18 protein-coding genes are annotated in these 17,530 nt (G+C 61.6%); 5 read left to right on the top strand and 13 right to left on the bottom strand.

Going from position 1 to position 17,530, the window contains the following annotated elements:
* Window positions 1-70 precede the first annotated feature (70 nt).
* The 7 genes from LCH65_RS17580 to nac form a co-directional block, all read right to left on the bottom strand.
* Window positions 71-841, bottom strand: coding sequence for a 5-oxoprolinase subunit PxpA (locus LCH65_RS17580; protein ID WP_226439681.1), 771 nt, complete (start codon window positions 839-841; stop codon window positions 71-73).
* A complete protein-coding gene (locus LCH65_RS17585; protein ID WP_074806437.1) occupies window positions 831-1,253 on the bottom strand; it encodes a biotin/lipoyl-containing protein in 423 nt (140 codons plus the stop codon). Before LCH65_RS17585 ends, LCH65_RS17580 begins: the two co-directional genes overlap by 11 nt.
* Window positions 1,253-2,224, bottom strand: coding sequence for a biotin-dependent carboxyltransferase family protein (locus LCH65_RS17590; RefSeq protein ID WP_074806434.1), 972 nt, complete (start codon window positions 2,222-2,224; stop codon window positions 1,253-1,255). The genes LCH65_RS17585 and LCH65_RS17590 overlap by 1 nt, the downstream gene beginning before the upstream one ends.
* Window positions 2,221-2,892 (bottom strand): 5-oxoprolinase subunit PxpB, encoded by a 672-nt coding sequence (pxpB, locus tag LCH65_RS17595; protein WP_003370843.1) that lies wholly within the window; start codon window positions 2,890-2,892, stop codon window positions 2,221-2,223. The genes LCH65_RS17590 and pxpB overlap by 4 nt, the downstream gene beginning before the upstream one ends.
* Complete coding sequence (accC, locus tag LCH65_RS17600; RefSeq protein WP_003370840.1) at window positions 2,889-4,241, bottom strand: acetyl-CoA carboxylase biotin carboxylase subunit; 1,353 nt, start codon at window positions 4,239-4,241, stop codon at window positions 2,889-2,891. Before accC ends, pxpB begins: the two co-directional genes overlap by 4 nt.
* Before the next feature lie 55 nt (window positions 4,242-4,296).
* Window positions 4,297-4,743: an acetyl-CoA carboxylase biotin carboxyl carrier protein subunit gene (locus LCH65_RS17605; protein ID WP_003370838.1), complete on the bottom strand. Its 447-nt coding sequence runs from the start codon at window positions 4,741-4,743 to the stop codon at window positions 4,297-4,299.
* Between the two features lie 115 nt (window positions 4,744-4,858).
* Window positions 4,859-5,770 (bottom strand): nitrogen assimilation transcriptional regulator NAC, encoded by a 912-nt coding sequence (gene nac, locus LCH65_RS17610; protein WP_226439682.1) that lies wholly within the window; start codon window positions 5,768-5,770, stop codon window positions 4,859-4,861.
* Window positions 5,771-6,046: 276 nt separating this feature from the next.
* On the opposite strand from nac, the gene LCH65_RS17615 reads away from it, so the two are divergent.
* From LCH65_RS17615 to LCH65_RS17625, 3 genes are all read left to right on the top strand, one after another.
* On the top strand, window positions 6,047-7,255 hold the full coding sequence (locus LCH65_RS17615; protein WP_003435387.1) for an aspartate transaminase: 1,209 nt from the start codon (window positions 6,047-6,049) through the stop codon (window positions 7,253-7,255).
* Window positions 7,227-8,849 carry an MFS transporter gene (locus LCH65_RS17620; protein ID WP_226439712.1) on the top strand — a complete coding sequence of 541 codons (1,623 nt, stop codon included), beginning with the start codon at window positions 7,227-7,229 and terminating at the stop codon, window positions 8,847-8,849. The genes LCH65_RS17615 and LCH65_RS17620 overlap by 29 nt, the downstream gene beginning before the upstream one ends.
* 64 nt (window positions 8,850-8,913) lie before the next feature.
* Window positions 8,914-10,245 carry an OprD family porin gene (locus tag LCH65_RS17625; protein WP_099265966.1) on the top strand — a complete coding sequence of 444 codons (1,332 nt, stop codon included), beginning with the start codon at window positions 8,914-8,916 and terminating at the stop codon, window positions 10,243-10,245.
* A 65-nt stretch (window positions 10,246-10,310) separates the two neighbouring features.
* On the opposite strand, the gene LCH65_RS17630 is transcribed toward LCH65_RS17625, so the two are convergent.
* Both LCH65_RS17630 and LCH65_RS17635 read right to left on the bottom strand, forming a co-directional pair.
* Window positions 10,311-10,619, bottom strand: coding sequence for a putative quinol monooxygenase (locus tag LCH65_RS17630; protein WP_003370828.1), 309 nt, complete (start codon window positions 10,617-10,619; stop codon window positions 10,311-10,313).
* A gap of 26 nt (window positions 10,620-10,645) precedes the next feature.
* The gene (locus tag LCH65_RS17635) at window positions 10,646-11,830 is read right to left on the bottom strand and encodes an L-dopachrome tautomerase-related protein (protein ID WP_046719367.1); all 1,185 of its coding nucleotides are present in this window, start codon (window positions 11,828-11,830) and stop codon (window positions 10,646-10,648) included.
* A 278-nt stretch (window positions 11,831-12,108) separates the two neighbouring features.
* On the opposite strand from LCH65_RS17635, the gene LCH65_RS17640 reads away from it, so the two are divergent.
* The gene (locus LCH65_RS17640) at window positions 12,109-12,690 is read left to right on the top strand and encodes a TetR family transcriptional regulator (protein WP_044308028.1); all 582 of its coding nucleotides are present in this window, start codon (window positions 12,109-12,111) and stop codon (window positions 12,688-12,690) included.
* Window positions 12,691-12,695: 5 nt separating this feature from the next.
* On the opposite strand, the gene LCH65_RS17645 is transcribed toward LCH65_RS17640, so the two are convergent.
* From LCH65_RS17645 to LCH65_RS17655, 3 genes are all read right to left on the bottom strand, one after another.
* Window positions 12,696-13,670: a biotin-dependent carboxyltransferase family protein gene (locus LCH65_RS17645; RefSeq protein ID WP_060707828.1), complete on the bottom strand. Its 975-nt coding sequence runs from the start codon at window positions 13,668-13,670 to the stop codon at window positions 12,696-12,698.
* The gene (locus LCH65_RS17650; protein WP_003435393.1) at window positions 13,667-14,539 is read right to left on the bottom strand and encodes an allophanate hydrolase subunit 1; all 873 of its coding nucleotides are present in this window, start codon (window positions 14,537-14,539) and stop codon (window positions 13,667-13,669) included. The genes LCH65_RS17645 and LCH65_RS17650 overlap by 4 nt, the downstream gene beginning before the upstream one ends.
* Window positions 14,540-14,625: 86 nt before the next feature.
* Window positions 14,626-15,381: a 5-oxoprolinase subunit PxpA gene (locus LCH65_RS17655; protein ID WP_003370817.1), complete on the bottom strand. Its 756-nt coding sequence runs from the start codon at window positions 15,379-15,381 to the stop codon at window positions 14,626-14,628.
* Window positions 15,382-15,537: 156 nt separating this feature from the next.
* Between LCH65_RS17655 and LCH65_RS17660 the strand changes: the two genes are divergently transcribed.
* On the top strand, window positions 15,538-16,455 hold the full coding sequence (locus LCH65_RS17660; RefSeq protein WP_003346362.1) for a LysR family transcriptional regulator: 918 nt from the start codon (window positions 15,538-15,540) through the stop codon (window positions 16,453-16,455).
* A 12-nt stretch (window positions 16,456-16,467) separates the two neighbouring features.
* Here the strand turns inward: LCH65_RS17660 and LCH65_RS17665 are convergent, their stop codons facing one another.
* The gene (locus LCH65_RS17665) at window positions 16,468-17,403 is read right to left on the bottom strand and encodes a LysR family transcriptional regulator (RefSeq protein ID WP_129485262.1); all 936 of its coding nucleotides are present in this window, start codon (window positions 17,401-17,403) and stop codon (window positions 16,468-16,470) included.
* Between the last annotated feature and the right edge of the window lie 127 nt (window positions 17,404-17,530).

Here is a 17,530-nt window from a genome sequence, read left to right on the forward strand (position 1 = left end):
TTGTACTGGACTTTAACGAGCGTCATGGGCAGCGACCAAGACACAATGGTTGTGTGGCAATAAGCTGCGCTTATGACCCGAGCAACTGTGAAACCGGGGTGATGACACCGCCCTGCTCTTCGATGCTCCGGCGAATGCTGCGCGCCAGTTCCACCGCCCCCGGCGTGTCGCCATGCAACAGAATCGACTGGGCGTTGACCGCCACACGCTTGCCGCTCAGGGTCGTTACCGAGCCGTCCTGCAACAGTTGCGCAACCCTGGCCCTGACCTGCTCCGGGTCTTTGATCACCGCACCGGGCGTACCTCGCGGCACCAGCAGGCAGTTTTCGTCATAGGCGCGATCAGCCAGAAAGGTCGTTGCCACCCTCAGGTTGCACGCCTCGGCGGCCTGCTCGATGGCCGCGCTGCTGGATGAGCTGATGATCAGCTGCGGGTCAAAACCTGCAACAGCCCTTACCAAAGGCCCGGCCAGTTCGGCATCCGCTGCGACCATATTGCCCAGCGCCCCGTGAAAACTCATGTGCGTGACGCGGTAACCGGCAGCGGCTGCAAGGCCCGCCAGAGCGCCGAGTTGATACACGACAATGGCGCACAACTCCTTGAGCTCGATGTTCATTCTGCGGCGGCCGAACCCCTGCAGATCCGGAAAGCCGACATGCGCACCGAGATCAATGCCCAGCGCCTTGGCGCGGCGCACTGTGCTGTCCATGATCAGCGGATCCCCGGCATGAAAGCCGCACGCCACGTTGGCCGAGGAGATCAATGGCATCAACACCTCGTCCTCGCCCATGGTCCAGGGCCCGAAGCCCTCACCCAGATCAGCATTCAGATCAATGCGCATGATCAAGTTCCTCCAGTTCAATCAGCGGCTGGCCATAACCGACGCGCTCGTTTTCGGCGGCCAGGAATCGCAGTACGCGCCCTGCCTGATGACTGCGCACCGGCAGATACAACAGGCCGATACGCAACAGCCCCAGCAACTGCCCCACAGCCACTGCATCGCCGGGTTTTACGTAGCTGCTGCGTTCATCGGGATGACTCGATACAAACACGCCGGGGTTGTCGGCACTCACCACATGGGCAGCCAGCGCCGACGGTTCAACGGCGACCTGTGGCGCAGAGGGCACAGCGCAGGCCTGTACAGGCTCGCCGCGGCGGATCAACAGCTCAAACCCCGGCCGCCTCAACTCCAGCACAGTAATGCCGGCGTCCCGAATACACGCTGCCAGCTGGCGAATCTCTTTGATGTCCATCAGCGATGTCCTTGCAGGCTGCGCAGCGCGAGCACGCGCCGGGCGTCTTCGATGAAAGCGTGATTGGTGTCCAGCGCGTCGACCGCTTCGTCGTAGCTGCACTGCACAAAACGGACCTTGCTGCCGATCGGCGCCTGGCCAAGACGCCACAGATCGGCCTCGATGACTGTGGCAAACTTGGGATAACCGCCACTGGGCTGGGCATCCCGCATCTGCACGATCGGCTGTCCGCCGTGGGGCACCTGAATCACGCCAGGCACGATGCCATGAGAGCGGATTTCCAGCGTCTCGCGCGCAAGCAAGGGCGTGCCCTCCATGCGGTAGCCGTAACGGTTGCTCTGCGTGGTGATTTTCCACTCACCGGCAAAAAACGCTGCTTGCGCCTCGGCACTGAAACAGTCGAATTCGGCAGCCGGCAGCACGCGGATGGCCGGCAGCCCGTCAAGCAACAACGGCAAGGCCGCCACCGACGATTGCACCCCGAAATCACTGGCACGCAGTTCGTTGGCAGCGCCCGCAGGAATCACATCACCCTGCTGCAACGCACGGCCCTGCCAGCCACCAAAAGCGCCGCGCAATTGCGTGCTGCGCGAGCCCAGCACCAACGGCACGTCGACGCCGCCGGCCAGACACAGATACACGCGGCTGCCCATCGTCGGGTAATTGAGCCGCAACACCTGATTCTTGCGTGCCTGAGCGACCCAATTGCCTGGCAGCCGCTCACCATCGAGCGACGCGGCGCAGGCGGCGCCGGTGATCGCGAAGGTGCAGTCATCGACAAAGCGCACTTCGAACGGGAACAGCGGAATTTCAATCCCCGCCGCGTCTTCATCGTTGCCCAGCAACAGGTTGCCGAGCCGCAGTGACAGCGTGTCCATCGCGCCAGACGTGCCGACGCCGTAGCCGAGGCTGCCGTGTCGCCCCAGATCCTGAACGGTCGCCAGTGACGTAGCGCTGATAACTTCGATCATCGGATGATCCTCTCGATACGCAAGCGCAGTTGATCGCCGGGTTGCAACAGCGCCGGAGGCTGCTGACCCGCATCGAAAAACACCATTTCCGTGCGTCCTATGGTGTTCCAGCCACTGGGGCCGGCCGACGCGGAAATACCCGTCTGAACGCCACCGATGGAGACCGACCCGGCCCCGATATCGAGTACCGGCACCTTGCGCCGCGGCGTTGCCAGGCGCTGGTCCATACCGCCCAGGTAGCAATAACCCGGATGGCTGCCCAGGGCGTACACCGGGTACAGCGGCTCACAGTGCAGATTGGCGATGGTTTCGATATCCAGCCCGGTATGGGCGATGACATCGGCCATGTGCGGTCCGCCGTCACCGCCGTATACCACCGGCAATTCAATGATCCGGCCCTGCAACGGCAGCGGCTGGCACTGCTCCCAGGCCTCCAGCAAACGGGTTTTCAGACCGGCCAGGTCCCGCGGTGGCGCCGCGAAGGTCAGCATCAGGTTGTTCATCCCCGGCACCGCCTCGCGTACCTGCGGCCAGTCCTTGCTCAGACGGGCCAGTGCCCATATGCGTTGCTGCGGTGCCAGGTCGAGCTCGCCGGGTGCTTCGAACAGCAACGCGGTGGTTCCCAGCAAGGTGATTCTTGGCGCATTCGGCGCCTGCACGAGACTCATGGGTGGCTCCTTGTCTGCAACCAGCGCTCCAGGTGATGAATGTCCATGCCACCCTTGCAGAACACCGGGTCCTGCAGAATGTCGCGATGCAGCGCGATGTTGGTAGAGATGCCCTCGACGTGCATTTCGCTCAGTGCCAGACGCATGCGTGCCAACGCCTCATCGCGACTGGCACCATGAGTGATGACCTTGGCCACCATCGAATCGTAATAAGGCGGAACGCGGTAGCCGTGGCTGACATGCGAATCGACCCGCACGCCGAAACCACCGGGGATCTGCCAGCGGGTGACCTGGCCCGGCGTCGGCATGAAGCTGCGCGGGTCCTCGGCGTTGATCCGGCACTCCAGCGAATGGCCCGACACCGTTACGTCGGCCTGACTGAAGCTCAGGCGCTCGCCCATCGCCATGCGGATCTGCTGCTGGACAATGTCGATGCCGGAGGTCATTTCCGTTACCGGGTGCTCGACCTGCAGGCGAGTGTTCATCTCGATGAAATAGAACTCGTCCTTTTCGAAGAGGAACTCGAACGTGCCGACGCCCTGATAGCCGATCTGGCGGCAAGCCTGTGCGCAACGCTCGCCCACCCTGGCCATCAATGCTGCGTCGATGCCGGGTGCAGGCGCCTCTTCAAGCACCTTCTGGTGGCGGCGCTGCATCGAGCAATCCCGTGAGCCGAGCCAGACGGCATTGCCATAGGCATCGCACAACACCTGAATCTCGACATGGCGCGGCTGGCCCAGAAACTTCTCGATATACAACTCGGGATTGCCGAAGGCGTGTCGGGCTTCTTCGCGGGTCAGCGCAATCGCATCGAGCAGACGAGACTCTTCCTGAACCACACGCATGCCCCGCCCTCCGCCGCCGCCTGCGGCCTTGACGATGACCGGGTAACCGATGTCGCGAGCGATCTGCAGAATGCTCTGCGGGTCGGCCGGCATGCTGGTATCCGGACCGGGTACGCACGGCACGCCGGCTTCGCGCATCGCCCGCTTGGCAGCGACCTTGTCGCCCATGACCCGAATGCACGCAGCACTGGGGCCGATGAAGGTCAGGCCAGCCTGCTCGATGCGTTCGGCGAACATGGCATTTTCAGACAGAAAGCCATAACCGGGATGGATCGCCTGAGCACCGGTCAGTTGCGCGGCATAGAGCACGGCCGCCTGATTCAGATAGCTCTGCGCCGCTGCGGCGGGACCGATGCACAGCGCTTCGTCAGCCTGTTGTACATAACCGGCATCGCGATCCGCTTCGGAATACACCGCTACCGTGCGCAGGCCCAGGCCCTTGCAGGCACGCTGGATGCGCAGGGCGATTTCGCCGCGATTGGCGATCAATACTTTATCGAACATCAAAAACCCCTGATCGGTGAACCCGCAAGACGGCCTGCAAGGCAGCTCAAGACCATCACGCAATGCTGAACAGCGCCTGACCGGCCTGAACCTCTTCGCCATTGGCAACCAGAATGGCAGTCACCACCCCTGCCGCCTCAGCCTTCACCGGATGAAACATCTTCATGGCCTCGACCACCGCCAGAGTCTGCCCCACCTCGACGGACGTACCGATCTCGACAAAAGGCGGCTGGTCGGGTGCCGGGGTCAGGTGCAACACCCCGTACAGCGAGGCGCACGCCTGTGTCTGTTGTACGGCGGTCGTCGTACTTGTCTGAGTCGGAGAAACAGTGCGCGCTGCGAGCGTCGTCTGCACTGTCGCAACAGCCGGATTGACGCGGTTGGCGACCTGAGCGGGCTCGCGCAGCAAACGCAGCTGCGCGTCACCTTCACACAGGCTGAGTTCGCTCAGGTCCGATTCGGCCATCAGGTCGATAAGTGCTTTGATACGTTCCGGATTCATGCAAGAGCCCTTGCCTGGCAAATGAAATGTGGCTGAGGGCAATGTAACGAGGCAGGTTTTTGACCGCCAAGACGGTTTGACTGTGGGGTGATAAGCGCCCCTTATGACGTCGGGATCACTGCGCGCGGCGGTTGCCGCGCATTTCGGCGACCAGTTCCAGGAGGATCGCCTTGACCGCCTGGGCCGGCACCGACAGCGGCAAGTGCCCGGAGAGGCACAGCGCGAGAGGGGCTTCGATCTCGGGTTCGACAATGCGGCACAGGTTGACCGCATGCGTGTCTGCCAGCACCCGCGCTGCAGATTCGGGAAGAATGGTCGAGCCGAATCGATCGGCGACTGCCGCAGCCAGCGTCGTCGAAGATTCGACTTCTGCCACCACCCGTGCACTGTGCTCGATACGCACAAATGCCTCGTCCACCAGACGACGGACAGTGTTGTAGGTGCGCGGCAACAGCAGGTCGATATCGGCCAGTTCCCTGAGCGGAATTTCCTCGCGCCCCTGAAGCGCCTCTTCGGCACTCACCAGGTACAGCTGCTCGCGTATCAAGGGCACAAAACTCAAGCCATGTACCTCGCGTCCGCCATAAAGAACGGCCATGTCCATACGCCCGTTCATGATCAACTCACTGAGGGTGGTGCCAAAGTTCTCATTGAGGTACAGCAGAATGCCCGGATGACGCTCGCGTACGCGTTTGAGCAATGGCAGCGACAGGGTCGAAGCGGCAGTGCCGGGTGCCAGCCCTACCGACACCGGCCCCGATAACGCCAGACCACTGGCGTTGACGTCACTCTGTGCCTGCTCGCACTGGCGCAGGATCACCTGAGCATGCCCGTACAGCACCTTGCCCGCCTCGGTCGGGGTGACGCCGCGCTTGGTGCGGATCAACAACTGTTGCTGCAACTCGGCCTCCAGCGTCACCAACTGCTGACTCAGCGCAGGTTGTGCGATGTGCAGCACATCGGCGGCCTGAGTCAGGCTGCCGATATCGACAATTTTCACGAAATATTTCAAACGGCGAAGGTTCAAGGTGCTGCACTCCAGAGTCACGACACACGGGCTTCAGCAAGACCCAGGCCAGCTCTGGAAAAACCAGGCATAAGCAATTGCTATGTCAGCTCCCGCTGAACGGGCTCGTCAGGCGCTGATCCCCCTGCAACCATTGCACGCCCGCTTTTGGTGCGACGTCGGTTCATCTGCGGTCATAAGCGCTGCCTATCAACCCAGAACGAAATGGTCTTATGGCGCTCGCGGCTCTGGCTCGTAACGTATTCCCCGTCAAGGCCATCAACGAGGAATGCCAACGTGACCGCATCTCGCATCGCTGCCCGCGTGCTCCGCATCAAACCGTCGCCAAGCAGCGCTGCTGCCGATCGGGCCAATGAACTGCGGCGCGCAGGCAAATCGATCATCAATCTGGTGGTTGGCGAGCCGGACTTCGACACACCGGCGCACATTCGTCAGGCCGCCTGTGCCGCCATCGAGAACGGTGAAACACGCTATACGCTCAACGCTGGCACCACGGCGCTGCGCGAGGCAATCGCCGCCAAACTGCAGCGTGAAAACGGCCTTGCTTACGCGCCCGGCCAGATCGTGGTGACCAGCGGTGCCAAGGCCGCGATTTTCAATGCATTCGCGGCGACATTGAGTGTCGACGATGAAGTGCTGATCCCCGCGCCTTACTGGGTGTCTTACCCGGACATGGTCCTGGCCTGCGACGGTCGTCCAGTGACCCTGGCCTGCCCGGAGGAAAACCAGTTCAAGCTGACTGCCGCGCAGTTGCGCAACGCGATCACGCCGCGCACCCGCTGGCTGCTGCTCAATTCGCCGAGCAACCCGACCGGTGCCACCTACAGCGCATCCGAATGGCGCGCGCTGGCCGACGTACTGCTCGACTACCCGGACGTGCTGGTCATGACCGACGACATTTACGAGCACATTCGCTACGACGACGCTCCGCTCAGCCACCTGCTCACTGTCGAGCCAGCGCTGCGCGAACGCGTGCTGATCATCAACGGCGTGTCAAAAACCTACGCCATGACCGGCTGGCGCATCGGCTACGCAGCAGGCCCCGGCGATATCATCAACGCGATGGCGACCCTGCAATCACAGTCCACCAGCAACGCCTGCTCGGTGAGCCAGGCCGCTGCGGTGGCCGCCCTGACCGGCGACCAGTCTTTTGTCGGCGACAGCGTCAAGGTCTACAGACAGCGCCGCGATCGTTGCCTGGAGCTGATCAACGCGATTGACGGCCTGAGCTGCATCAAGCCCGAAGGCGCGTTCTATCTGTACGTCAATTGCGGCGCGCTGATCGGCAAAACCACACCGTCAGGCTCGGTACTGGAAGCCGATACGGACGTGGTTCTGTACCTGCTGGAAAGTCAGGGCGTTGCCGTTGTCGCAGGCACCGCCTATGGCCTGGCACCGTTTTTCCGGATGTCTACGGCGACTGCCCTGGAAACCCTTGAAACCGGTTGCACACGCATTGCGACTGCCGTCGCTGCGTTGCGCTGAGCACCTCGACATGACGACGCCGAGCCATCCGGCCCTGACCTTCAAACAGGCCTTGTTGGCCATGCTCGGCATATCACTGGTACTGGGCCTTTCCGCGCTGGATCAGACCGTCATCGGCAACGCACTGCCAAGTATCGTCGCTGAGCTCAACGGTTTCGAGTTGTACGCCTGGGTCGCCACCGGCTACCTGCTGGCCTCTATCGTGACCATCCCGATCTTTGGCCGGCTGGGCGATTTTTACGGGCGCAAACCGTTCGTGCTGACCGCAACAGTCATCTTCACGCTGGCCTCGCTGCTCTGCGCACTGGCAGACAGCATGTTGGTACTGGTGATCGGGCGAGCCTTGCAAGGTGTGGGCGGCGGTATGTTGATCGGTACTGCCTTTGCCTGTGTGCCCGAGCTGTTTCCCGACACCCGCCAGCGGTTGCGCTGGCAGGTGTTGCTGAGCGCCATGTTCAGCGTGGTCAATGCCATCGGCCCGGGGTTGGGCGGTTATCTGTCCGGCGAGTTTGGCTGGCGTTCGGTGTTTTGGTTGAACCTGCCCCTGGGCGTGATTGCCTTGTTTTTTGCCTGGCGCTTTTTGCCGTGGTATCGCCCGCAAGGCTATCGACCCCACTCTGACGGTGCGATCAGGCTCGACTGGCTCGGGGCTTTATTGATCGTCCTGACGCTGGGCAGCCTGCAACTGTTCGTCGAATGGCTGGGCCAGCGTTCTCTGTCCGTCAGCCTGACATGTGGCGCCGTGACCCTCGCTGCCATGCTCGGCCTGTGGTTCCACGAGCGCCGCTGTGCCTTTGCCTTGCTGCCCGCCGGGCTGTTCGCCAACCGCAGCATCCGCCTGCTGTTCATCATGTCGCTGTTGGCCGGCGCCATCATGTTCACCCTTCTGTTCTACCTGCCGCTGCTGTTGCAGGGCAGCTACGGCTACTCGCCAAAAGACGCAGGGTTACTGCTTACCCCACTGGCGCTGAGCATCACCCTGGGCGCAATCGTCAACAGTCGTATCGTCACGCGTCTGACAACCCCCAACTGGTTACCGATTGGCGGATTCATTGCCCTGTCGGTTGCCTGCATCGCCTTGGCACTGGTCGGACTGCACGCCGGCTTCACGACCTTACTGGGGCTGATTCTGCTGGCGGGGCTGGGGCTGGGCTTCATTCTGCTCAACCTGACCGTGTTCACCCAGACGCTCGCCGAGCGGCAATTTCTCGGCATTGCCACGGCGCTGACCCAGTCCTTGCGACTGGTCGGCGGTTTGCTGGGCACAGCGGCCATGGGCGTGCTGGTCAAGGTGCTGTATGTCGCCAATCTGCAAAGTGCGCTGAACGCAGCAGGTCAGGCGTCGGCCTTACCGCGCCTGGCCGACCCTCAGGTTCTGCTGCAGCACACGCCTGCCAATGTCGATGCGGCGCTGCTGATAGCGCGCACCGCCCTCGCCCAGGCGGTGGGCACGGGGCTGCTGACATGCGCCGGGCTGGGCGTGCTCGCGTTGCTGGTTCTGCACCGCCTGCCTCGCGTCACCCTTCATCAGGTATCCCATGCAGCAACGTCTGCAACGGATTCATCTGCAACACCTGTTCCTGAAAAACAATAAGAAACCTGACTGCCGCCCGACCCTGCCTCTCACAACACTTAATGACAGTATGAGGATGAATCCGATGGAGCGTATCAATCGCGCCGCCCCTTTCGTTGCGGGCTTTTGTGGACTGCTGATCGCTCAGCAGAGCTTTGGCGAAGGTTTTCTGGAAGACAGCAAGGCCAGTATTCTTGCGCGCAACTTCTTCAGTAACGCAGACAACCGCAGCGGCGCCGCCGACCCGAACTACACCCAGGAGTGGGGCCAGGGCTTCATGCTCAACTACCAGTCGGGCTACACGCCGGGCACAGTGGGCTTCGGTGTCGACGCACTCGGCCAGTTGGGCATCCGTCTGGACTCGGGCAAAGGCCGTCACTACAACCCGCAAAGCACGGCGTTCAACGGCAATATCTTCCCCACGGACAGCGATGGCCGCGCGGTCGATGAGTTCAGCAGCCTGGGCGCGACGCTCAAGGCACGCGTCTCCAGGACCGAACTGAAATACGGCACGCTGGTGCCCATGCTGCCGGTGGTGATGTCCACTGACCGCATGTTGCAACAGACTTTTCGTGGCGGGCAGATTCAGTCTGGCGACCTGAAGGACTTCACCTTCACCGCAGGCCAGCTGGAGCATGTCATGGGCCGTGGTTCGACCAATCAGATGGGCATGTCGATTCCGGGTGCAAACAACCCGCTGACCGGCGAGTTCGTCAACAAGTTCTACTATGCAGGCGTCGATTACAAACCGACAAAAGACCTGACCTTGCAGTACTACTACGGCAACCTGGAAAACTTCTACAAGCAGAACTTCCTGGGCCTGAAATACGACATGCAGCTGGGTCCGGGCATCCTGCGCACCGACCTGCGCCATTTCGACAACCGCTCGGACGGCGCCAACGGTCACGACCCGGCGTACTACACAGTTGGCTATTACGGCAACGGCGTCACCAAGGGTGAAGTCGACAGCCGCCTGTCCAGCGCCCAGTTCACCTACCTGATCAATGGCCACACCTTTGCTGCGGGTTACCAGGCGGTGACCGGCGACAGTGATGCTGTCTGGCTGAATCAGGGTGACGGATCGACTGCCTACTTCATGACCGAATCAATGATCGGTAAATTCCAGCGTGCAGGAGAGCGCACCTGGCAGGTTCGCTATGGCTACGACTTCGCCAGACTGGGCGTACCCGGCCTGAACTTCCTGGCCATGTATGAAAGCGGTTCGAACATCCAGACATCCGACGGCGACAAGAAGGAATGGGAACGCAACGTCACTCTGAGTTATGTGGTGCAGTCCGGTCCGGCAAAGAACCTCAGCATCGCGCTGCGCCACGCGCAACTGCGCACCGAATTCGCCAGCCAGCGCGATTCCGATGAGCATAGGGTGATCGTCAGTTACCCGATCAATATTTTCTAAGGTGCTCAATACGGTGTGCTGACTCACCGCGAGAGGGCCCGGACTGACTGGGCCCTTTTGGACACTCAGCTCGATACCTGATCAAGAAATATCAACCGCGGCGGCTCTGCCAGCAACTCGCCGCTGACCGCCGCGAACTGCTGGTAGTGCGACGTGGCGACATGGGCGTCCAGTGCTGCCTGATCCTTGAAGCATTCACGCATGTAGAACGTGCCGCGCTCATCACGCGCCTCGAACAGCGTGTACTCGATATTGCCCGGCTCCGCCCGGGTCGGTTCCACCAGTGCCGATAATGCGTGTTTCAGGGCCGCCTCTTTGCCAGCACTGGCTTTCAGGACGGCCATCAAGGCCATTGGCTTTGCAGATGTGTTCATTATCGATGCTCCGGTATTCGATTCGATCAATGGGTCGGTGCGGGCGCAGCGTCTATTTTCAAACGCAGCAGGCTGTAGGGTTTTTCGCGCTTGTCGTGGCCGGCGTTGAAGTTGGCCTGGCGGTGCAACTGGTTGACGATGAAGTACAGATAGCCATCCGGGCCGATCGACAAGGTGTCAGGCCAGAGCATGCGCGGATCGTGTGCCACTGTTTGCCAGGTGCCGTCCGGCAGGCGCTTGCGAATCGAATTATGCTCGTAGTCGCCTGCGTATACGGCGCCTTTGGCATCAGCCTCCAGGCCATCCGAAGCGCCTTTTTCACCGAGGTCCTGCACCGCCGCTGCCAACTGCTGCTCACTGACCTTGCTGTCATTCAACAGATCGGTGGCCACGGCATACAGATGACGGCTGGACAACGGCGAGAAATACAGTGTCTTGCCGTCTGCCGACAACGCAATGCCATCCGAAGCGACGCCGACCGGTTTGCGCGTTCCGTTCGGACCATCGCCCAGCACGGCCACGCCCTCGACGACGGGTACGAAAGCCGGATCGACAGATGTTGACTGCGCCCCGTTCAGGCGCCGCACGGCGTGACCGCTGGCAATATCCATGACAATGATCGCACCCGGCCCGCTCAAGGATGAATCCGTTACATAGACCGTGCCCTCCGATCCCTTGCGCAAGTCAAAGCGCATGTCGTTGACATAAGTGCCGGGCAAGATGACGTTATCCGGAAACACCAGGCGCTTGACGATTCGGTTGGTGGCCAGGTCCACCGCAACCAGTTTGGCGCCGCCTGGACGCGGAGACGCAAAACCCGGTGCGGCCGTGTCCAGAAGCCAGACACGGCCCTTCCCGTCGGCGACCACACTCTGCACGCTGATCAGCCCATCACCAGGGTCTTTGGGGTTCTCCTTGTTGACCGCCAGATCGGGGTAGGCAACCACTTTGCCGTCACGAATCTCACCCACCGTAAACGGCACCTTGTCACCCCAACGAGGGAAGTTGACGAAAATTCGCCCGGTTTCAGTGACTGTCACACCGGTGGGCATCGCATCGTAAAAGGCATGCACCTGTTCGAGCTTGCCGATCGGTTTGTCGGCAGGCGCACTGGCAGGCAATGGAATGGCGGTCGCGCCGTAGGCCAGCGAAGTGGCGAGTGTGGCTGCGGAAATGATGGCAATTGCGGCGGAAATTTTCGTTCGATGCATGGTGCTCTCTCCTGAAGGGCCAGCGGTCCATCAGCATTGGGGGCTTTTTGTGCCATAAACAGGTTGGCGATTAGTCTGAGCTTTCTTGTTACAAAGAAAAACGCGGGTAACACGCTAACACTTTCAACGCGAAGGCGAAGATCCATGTTGCTTGCCAGCCATTCCCTGCAGTCAGCATCCTGACGATCAGCGGTTTTGATGACGGTCAGCATCAATGCTATAGTCACGCTCTTACTGGCCCAGAAAGCCACAATCAGACAGGCAAAGAGGCGACCCCCATGAGAGTCACCAAGGCCCAGGCCCAGGCCAACCGGGCACATATCGTCGAGACGGCCTCCGTGCAGTTTCGCGAGCATGGCTATGACGGTGTCGGGGTCGCCGACCTGATGGCTGCGGCAGGCTTTACCCACGGCGGGTTCTATAAGCATTTCGGTTCAAAGTCCGACCTGATGGCCGAGTCGGCGGCGTGCGCCATCTCGCAGACCGTGGCGCAATCGACCGGCATCGATCCAGCGCAGTTCATCGATTATTACCTGTCCCGAGAGCACCGTGACAACCTTGGCACGGGCTGCCCCATGGCCGCGCTGAGCGGCGATGCAGCGCGCCAGTCGGGCCCGGTCAAAGCAACCTTCGCCGACGGCATCGAGAGCCTGCTGGCAGCGCTTGCTCCCGACCAGGCAGCACCCGGCGGCGAAGAATGGAAACAGGCGCGGGCAAACACCATCGACCGCTTTGCCCATGCGCTGGGGGCGCTGCTGCTATCACGCAGCTGCCCGGATGACTCGCCGCTGGCGGACGAAATACTCGAGGTGTGCCGCGCGAAGATGCGGGCACACCTGGAGTCCGGGCAAACCGACTGACCGTCTCAGGAAGGAAACAGTTTGCTCAGGCACGCCAGCTTCTTCTTGTATGACTTGCGCGCCACCAGCGCTTCCTCCAGCGTTACAGCCACGAATCGGGCGGTCTGATTGGGTTGCATCTGACCGATCAGATCCAGGTCCGCGCTGATCACCGTGCCGATCATCGCGTAGCCCCCGCCCGATACGGCATCACGGTGCAAGACAATCGGTTCCAGCCCGGCAGGCACCTGAATTGAACCGATCGGGTAGCAGCTGTCGACGATATTGGACGGATCGGAACCGGCGCCGAAGGGCTGCTCCCTGGGCTGGAAGGTCAGCGCCCTGCCCCCCTTGAAGCGATAACCGATGCGGTCGGCTTCCGACCCTACGCTCCAGGGCTCGGAGAAAAAACTGGTGGCGGCAAATTCGGTCAGACGCTCGTAATACAGGCCCGGCACGACCCGCAGATACACTTCCCCGCCCAGAGACTGGCGCAAGGCCATCGGCAGGCTGGCCCCGGCACGTCCCTTGCCGCTGGGCGTGCCTATCGGCAGCAGGTCATCAGCGGCCAGTCGGCGCCCCTGAAAACCGCCAAGCGCACCCAGCGTGTAAGTCGAACGGCTGCCCAGTACCAGCGGCACATCGATACCGCCCGCGACGGCCAGATAGGTACGCGCGCCGTCCTTGGGGAAGTCGAAGCGCAGTACTTGCCCGGCCTTCACCGCAAAGGCGGTGTCGTGGTGCATTTCCACGCCGTCGAGGCGCGCCGCCATGTGCGCGCCGCAGACCGCGGCCAACGTGTCGCACTGGAACTCCAGTTCCGGCCCCAGCAGTGTGCATTCAAGCCCCGCCGCGCCGGGCAGATTGCCGACCAGCTGATTGGCGGCGCTGAGGGCGTACTGGTCGAGCGCACCGGAGGGCGGTATGCCCAGGTGGTAATAGCCCTCGCGGCCGAGGTCCTGAACCGAGGTGGCCAGACCAGGTTTGAGCACCTTGATCATGCCAGCACCTCCTGCAACGACTTGGGATAGCCCACCGGATCGGCGAGAAAGGCATCCAGTGAAAACTCGACCGGGCGGATGCGCAGATCGAAGCGTCCGGCTTCCACCTCTGCGACAGCCTCGTCATAGGCTTGCCGGTCAAGCGGTTTGAACTGGACGATGTCGCCAGGCCGGAAAAACACCATGTGCTCTTTCAGATAGGCCAACCCCTGCTGCGGGTCATAGATCGGCGCCGGAGTGACGCCAAACATCTGATAACCGCCCGCCCCGCGTACCGAATAGATACAGCCGAAGCAGCCGCCGTGACCGAGTGTGAGCTTGGGGGTATCGGTGCGCGGACGCAGGTATTTGGGCACTTGCAGCTGGCGTTCGCGTTCCACCATCTGGAACATGAACGGCAGACCGGCGACAAAACCGACCATCGAAACGAACCACGGCGCGCCGCTGTGCGCCGCGATGAAGGCATCGACATCCGCCAGATTATTGATGCGTGCTGCGTATTCCAGGTCGGTGGAACCGGGGTCCTGATGGCGGTCACGAAAGCGCATCAGGGTTTCGTGGGTCCACGGATCGTTGTACAGCACCGGGATCTCGATGATCCGGGTCTGCAGGGTACGTTCGGCGACTGCACCGGCCTCGGCCGCCCTTACCGCTTCGAGCAAGGCATGCGGTGCGATACGGTCCGGGTCAAAACGAATCTGGAATGACGCGTTGGCCAGACACACGTCCAGCACACCATCGAGCGCCAGACGCTCGACCGCACGGGTCACCGCAAGCCCCGTGAAAAATGCTTCCAGCGACATACTGTCACTGACTTCGGCGAACAGATGTTCATCAGCGCCAAAGCTGTAGCGAATCGGATCAGCCATGTCTGTTCCTTTCTTGAAATCGTTGTAGAACGGCAGGCAAAAATCAGTAACACAGCTCGTGCGTCTACGCGCACGATGCCGTTGACTCAACGCGGTGCACGCACCTTGACGCCTGCAGCGTCCAGCGCCAGGCGTGTCGCTTCTGCAAGGTCCAGCGCGCCGGGCGTATCGCTGTGCAGACAGATCGAATCGAATTCGATGCTCAGGTCCTCACCTTCGACAGTACGCACCAGACCTTGCAGGCAAGCGCGCACCACGCGGGCTGCGACTTCGGTCGGGTCCAGGGCCCGTACGTGACGGGTGAAAACGATGGAGCCGCTGAGGTCGTAATCGCGATCGGCGTAGAACTCGCGGATCACCGGCTGGCCCAGCTCCTCGGCGATCTTGCAGATCACCGAACCGGGCATGCAGTAAAGCAGCAAATCGGGCTCCAGGCGCTGCAGGTTTTCCACCAGCAGGCGGGCTGCGGCTTCGTCCCTGGCCAAGTGCATGTACAAGGCTCCGTGGGGTTTGAAATGCTGCAAGGCCACACCCTGGACCCGCGCCAGCTCGCGCAGGGCGCCCAGTTGGTAGAGCATGTCGTCGACCAGTTCCTGGGGCGTCGAGTTGATATGCCGGCGGCCAAAGCCGACCAGATCACGGAACCCCGGGTGTGCGCCGATGGCAACGCCCAGACGTTTCGCCTGCTCGATCGTGCGGCGCATGGTGCCAGGGTCGCCCGCGTGAAAACCGGTCGCAATATTGGCCGAGCTGATAAAGGTCATCAATTCAGTATCGACGCCGTCACCAATGGTCCACGCGCCAAAGCTTTCACCCATGTCCGAGTTGAAATCCACCTGCATGGCTGTTGCTCCTGTGGGTTGTCCGGACAAGGGGCTATCCGGCTTCATGCAAAGCACGTTAAATTCACCCGCACCCCTTGGGTAGATCTATTAACAGATACGCCATCTTCTGAAAAACAGATACCCCGCTACATCGAACGTCTGTCTGGAGTGCTTATGTCCCTGACCTTGCGCCAGGTCCGTTATTTCGTGGCAACTGCCGAGATCGGGCAAATCTCGCAGGCGGCCATTCACCTGAACATTTCCCAGTCGGCGGTCACCACGGCGATCAAGGAGCTGGAGAGCATGCTCGGCACCCTGCTGTTTCAGCGCTCGGCGCAAGGCATGAGCCTGACTGAAGCAGGCCGTCATTTTCTCAACAGGGCTTACGTCATTCTGCGCAGCGTCGATGATGCGCTGAACAGTCCGCTGCCCGATATCCGCGCCAGCGGCGTATTGCGTCTGGCCGCCAGCTACACCGTCATCGGCTACTTCCTGCCGCATCATTTGCAGCGCCTGGAACACTGGCACCCGGACGTCGCCATCGAGGTGCATGAGCAGGAAAGACAAGCCATCGAACAAGGCCTGCTACAAGGTCGCTTCGACATGGCGGTGGTGCTGACGGCCAACATCACTCACCCGGATATCATCTCGGAAACGTTGTTCAACTCCGAGCGCCGCCTGTGGCTGTCCAGCCATCACCCGCTGTGTCAACGCGCCTCTGTCAGCCTCGCCGACGTCGCGCAGGAGCCCTATATCCTGTTGACCGTCGACGAAGCCGAACAAAGCGCCATGCGCTACTGGGAACTGGCCGGGCAGCAGCCCAACGTCAGAATCCGCACCAGCTCGGTGGAAGCAGTACGCAGCATGGTCGCCAACGGCAGCGGCGTGGCGATCCTTTCCGATCTGGTGCATCGCCCCTGGTCGCTGGAAGGCAAGCGTATCGAAACAATCACCGTCACCGACACAGTAACGCCCATGAGCGTCGGCCTGGCCTGGCACCGCGAACGTGAATTGAGCCCGGCCATGCAGGCCTTCCGCAACTATTTTCATGACGCATTTCTGGCCCCGCAGCAACTGTCGGCACGGCGTTGAACCCGCGGCACGCTATTGCGCAGGGCGTGTCGGTGGCCGAGTGACGGGCGCATGCTCGGCCATCAGCTCGGTGATCCAGTCGATAAACACGCGGACCTTGATGCTGATGTGACGGTTCGGCGGGAAGGCCACGTACATCGGCATGCTGTCCAGCTGCCAGTCTTCGAACAGCGGGACAAGGGCTCCGCGCTCCCGATATGGCCTGGCCATGTAGTCCGGCAGCCAGAGAATGCCCATTCCGGCCAGCCCTGCGGCAACGTAGGCATTGCCATCATCCACCGCCAGCGTATAGCGCCCCTGCACATGGACCTTTTCCCCGGCGCGGTGCATGGCGTAGGGCAGCGCCTTGCCGGTGCGCGCCCACAGATAGCCGACGATGCGATGGGCCGAGTCTTCAAGCTCTTGCGGATGAACAGGCGTGCCCATGCGCTGCAGATAGTCCGGCGCAGCGTAAACGCCCAGTTGCAGGTCGCCCACCCGCCTCGCCATCAGCGACTGATCGGCTATTTCACCTCCCCGCACCACGCAGTCGACGTTCTCGCCGATCAGATCGACCATACGGTCGCTGACGCCCATATCGATCTGAATGTCCGGATAACGCGCATGAAACCCTGGCAAGGCGGGCAACAGCAGCATGCTGGCCAGCGGGCTGGGTACGTCCACGCGCAAACGCCCTCTGGGCAGCGATGTTGCACTGGACAGGCTGGTCTCGGCGTCATCCATATCGGCCAGCAGCCTGACCACGCGCTCGTAAAATACCGCACCGTCGGCAGTCACGTTAACCCGCCGCGTGGTGCGGTTGAGCAGCTTGACCCGCAAGCGTGCCTCCAGTTGCTGCACCAGTTGCGTCACGCTGGTCTTGCTCATGTGCAGCGTGCTGGCAGCCTTGGTGAAACTGCCGGTTTCCACCACGCGAGCAAACGCTTGCATTGCGTCGAAACGGTCCATCCTCGCCCCGCCTGTCTTGTCCCATCAGCCTGTCGATTGTTTGGGTTTCCCAAACAGTGCTGAGTACGGTTGCTCGTTTATCGCGCTGACGCAAGTCCTTACTGTGGCTTCAACGCTGACTTCAGCC

It is taken from the genome of Pseudomonas sp. MWU16-30316 (assembly GCF_020515645.1).
GTDB classification, from domain to species: domain Bacteria; phylum Pseudomonadota; class Gammaproteobacteria; order Pseudomonadales; family Pseudomonadaceae; genus Aquipseudomonas; species Aquipseudomonas cerasi.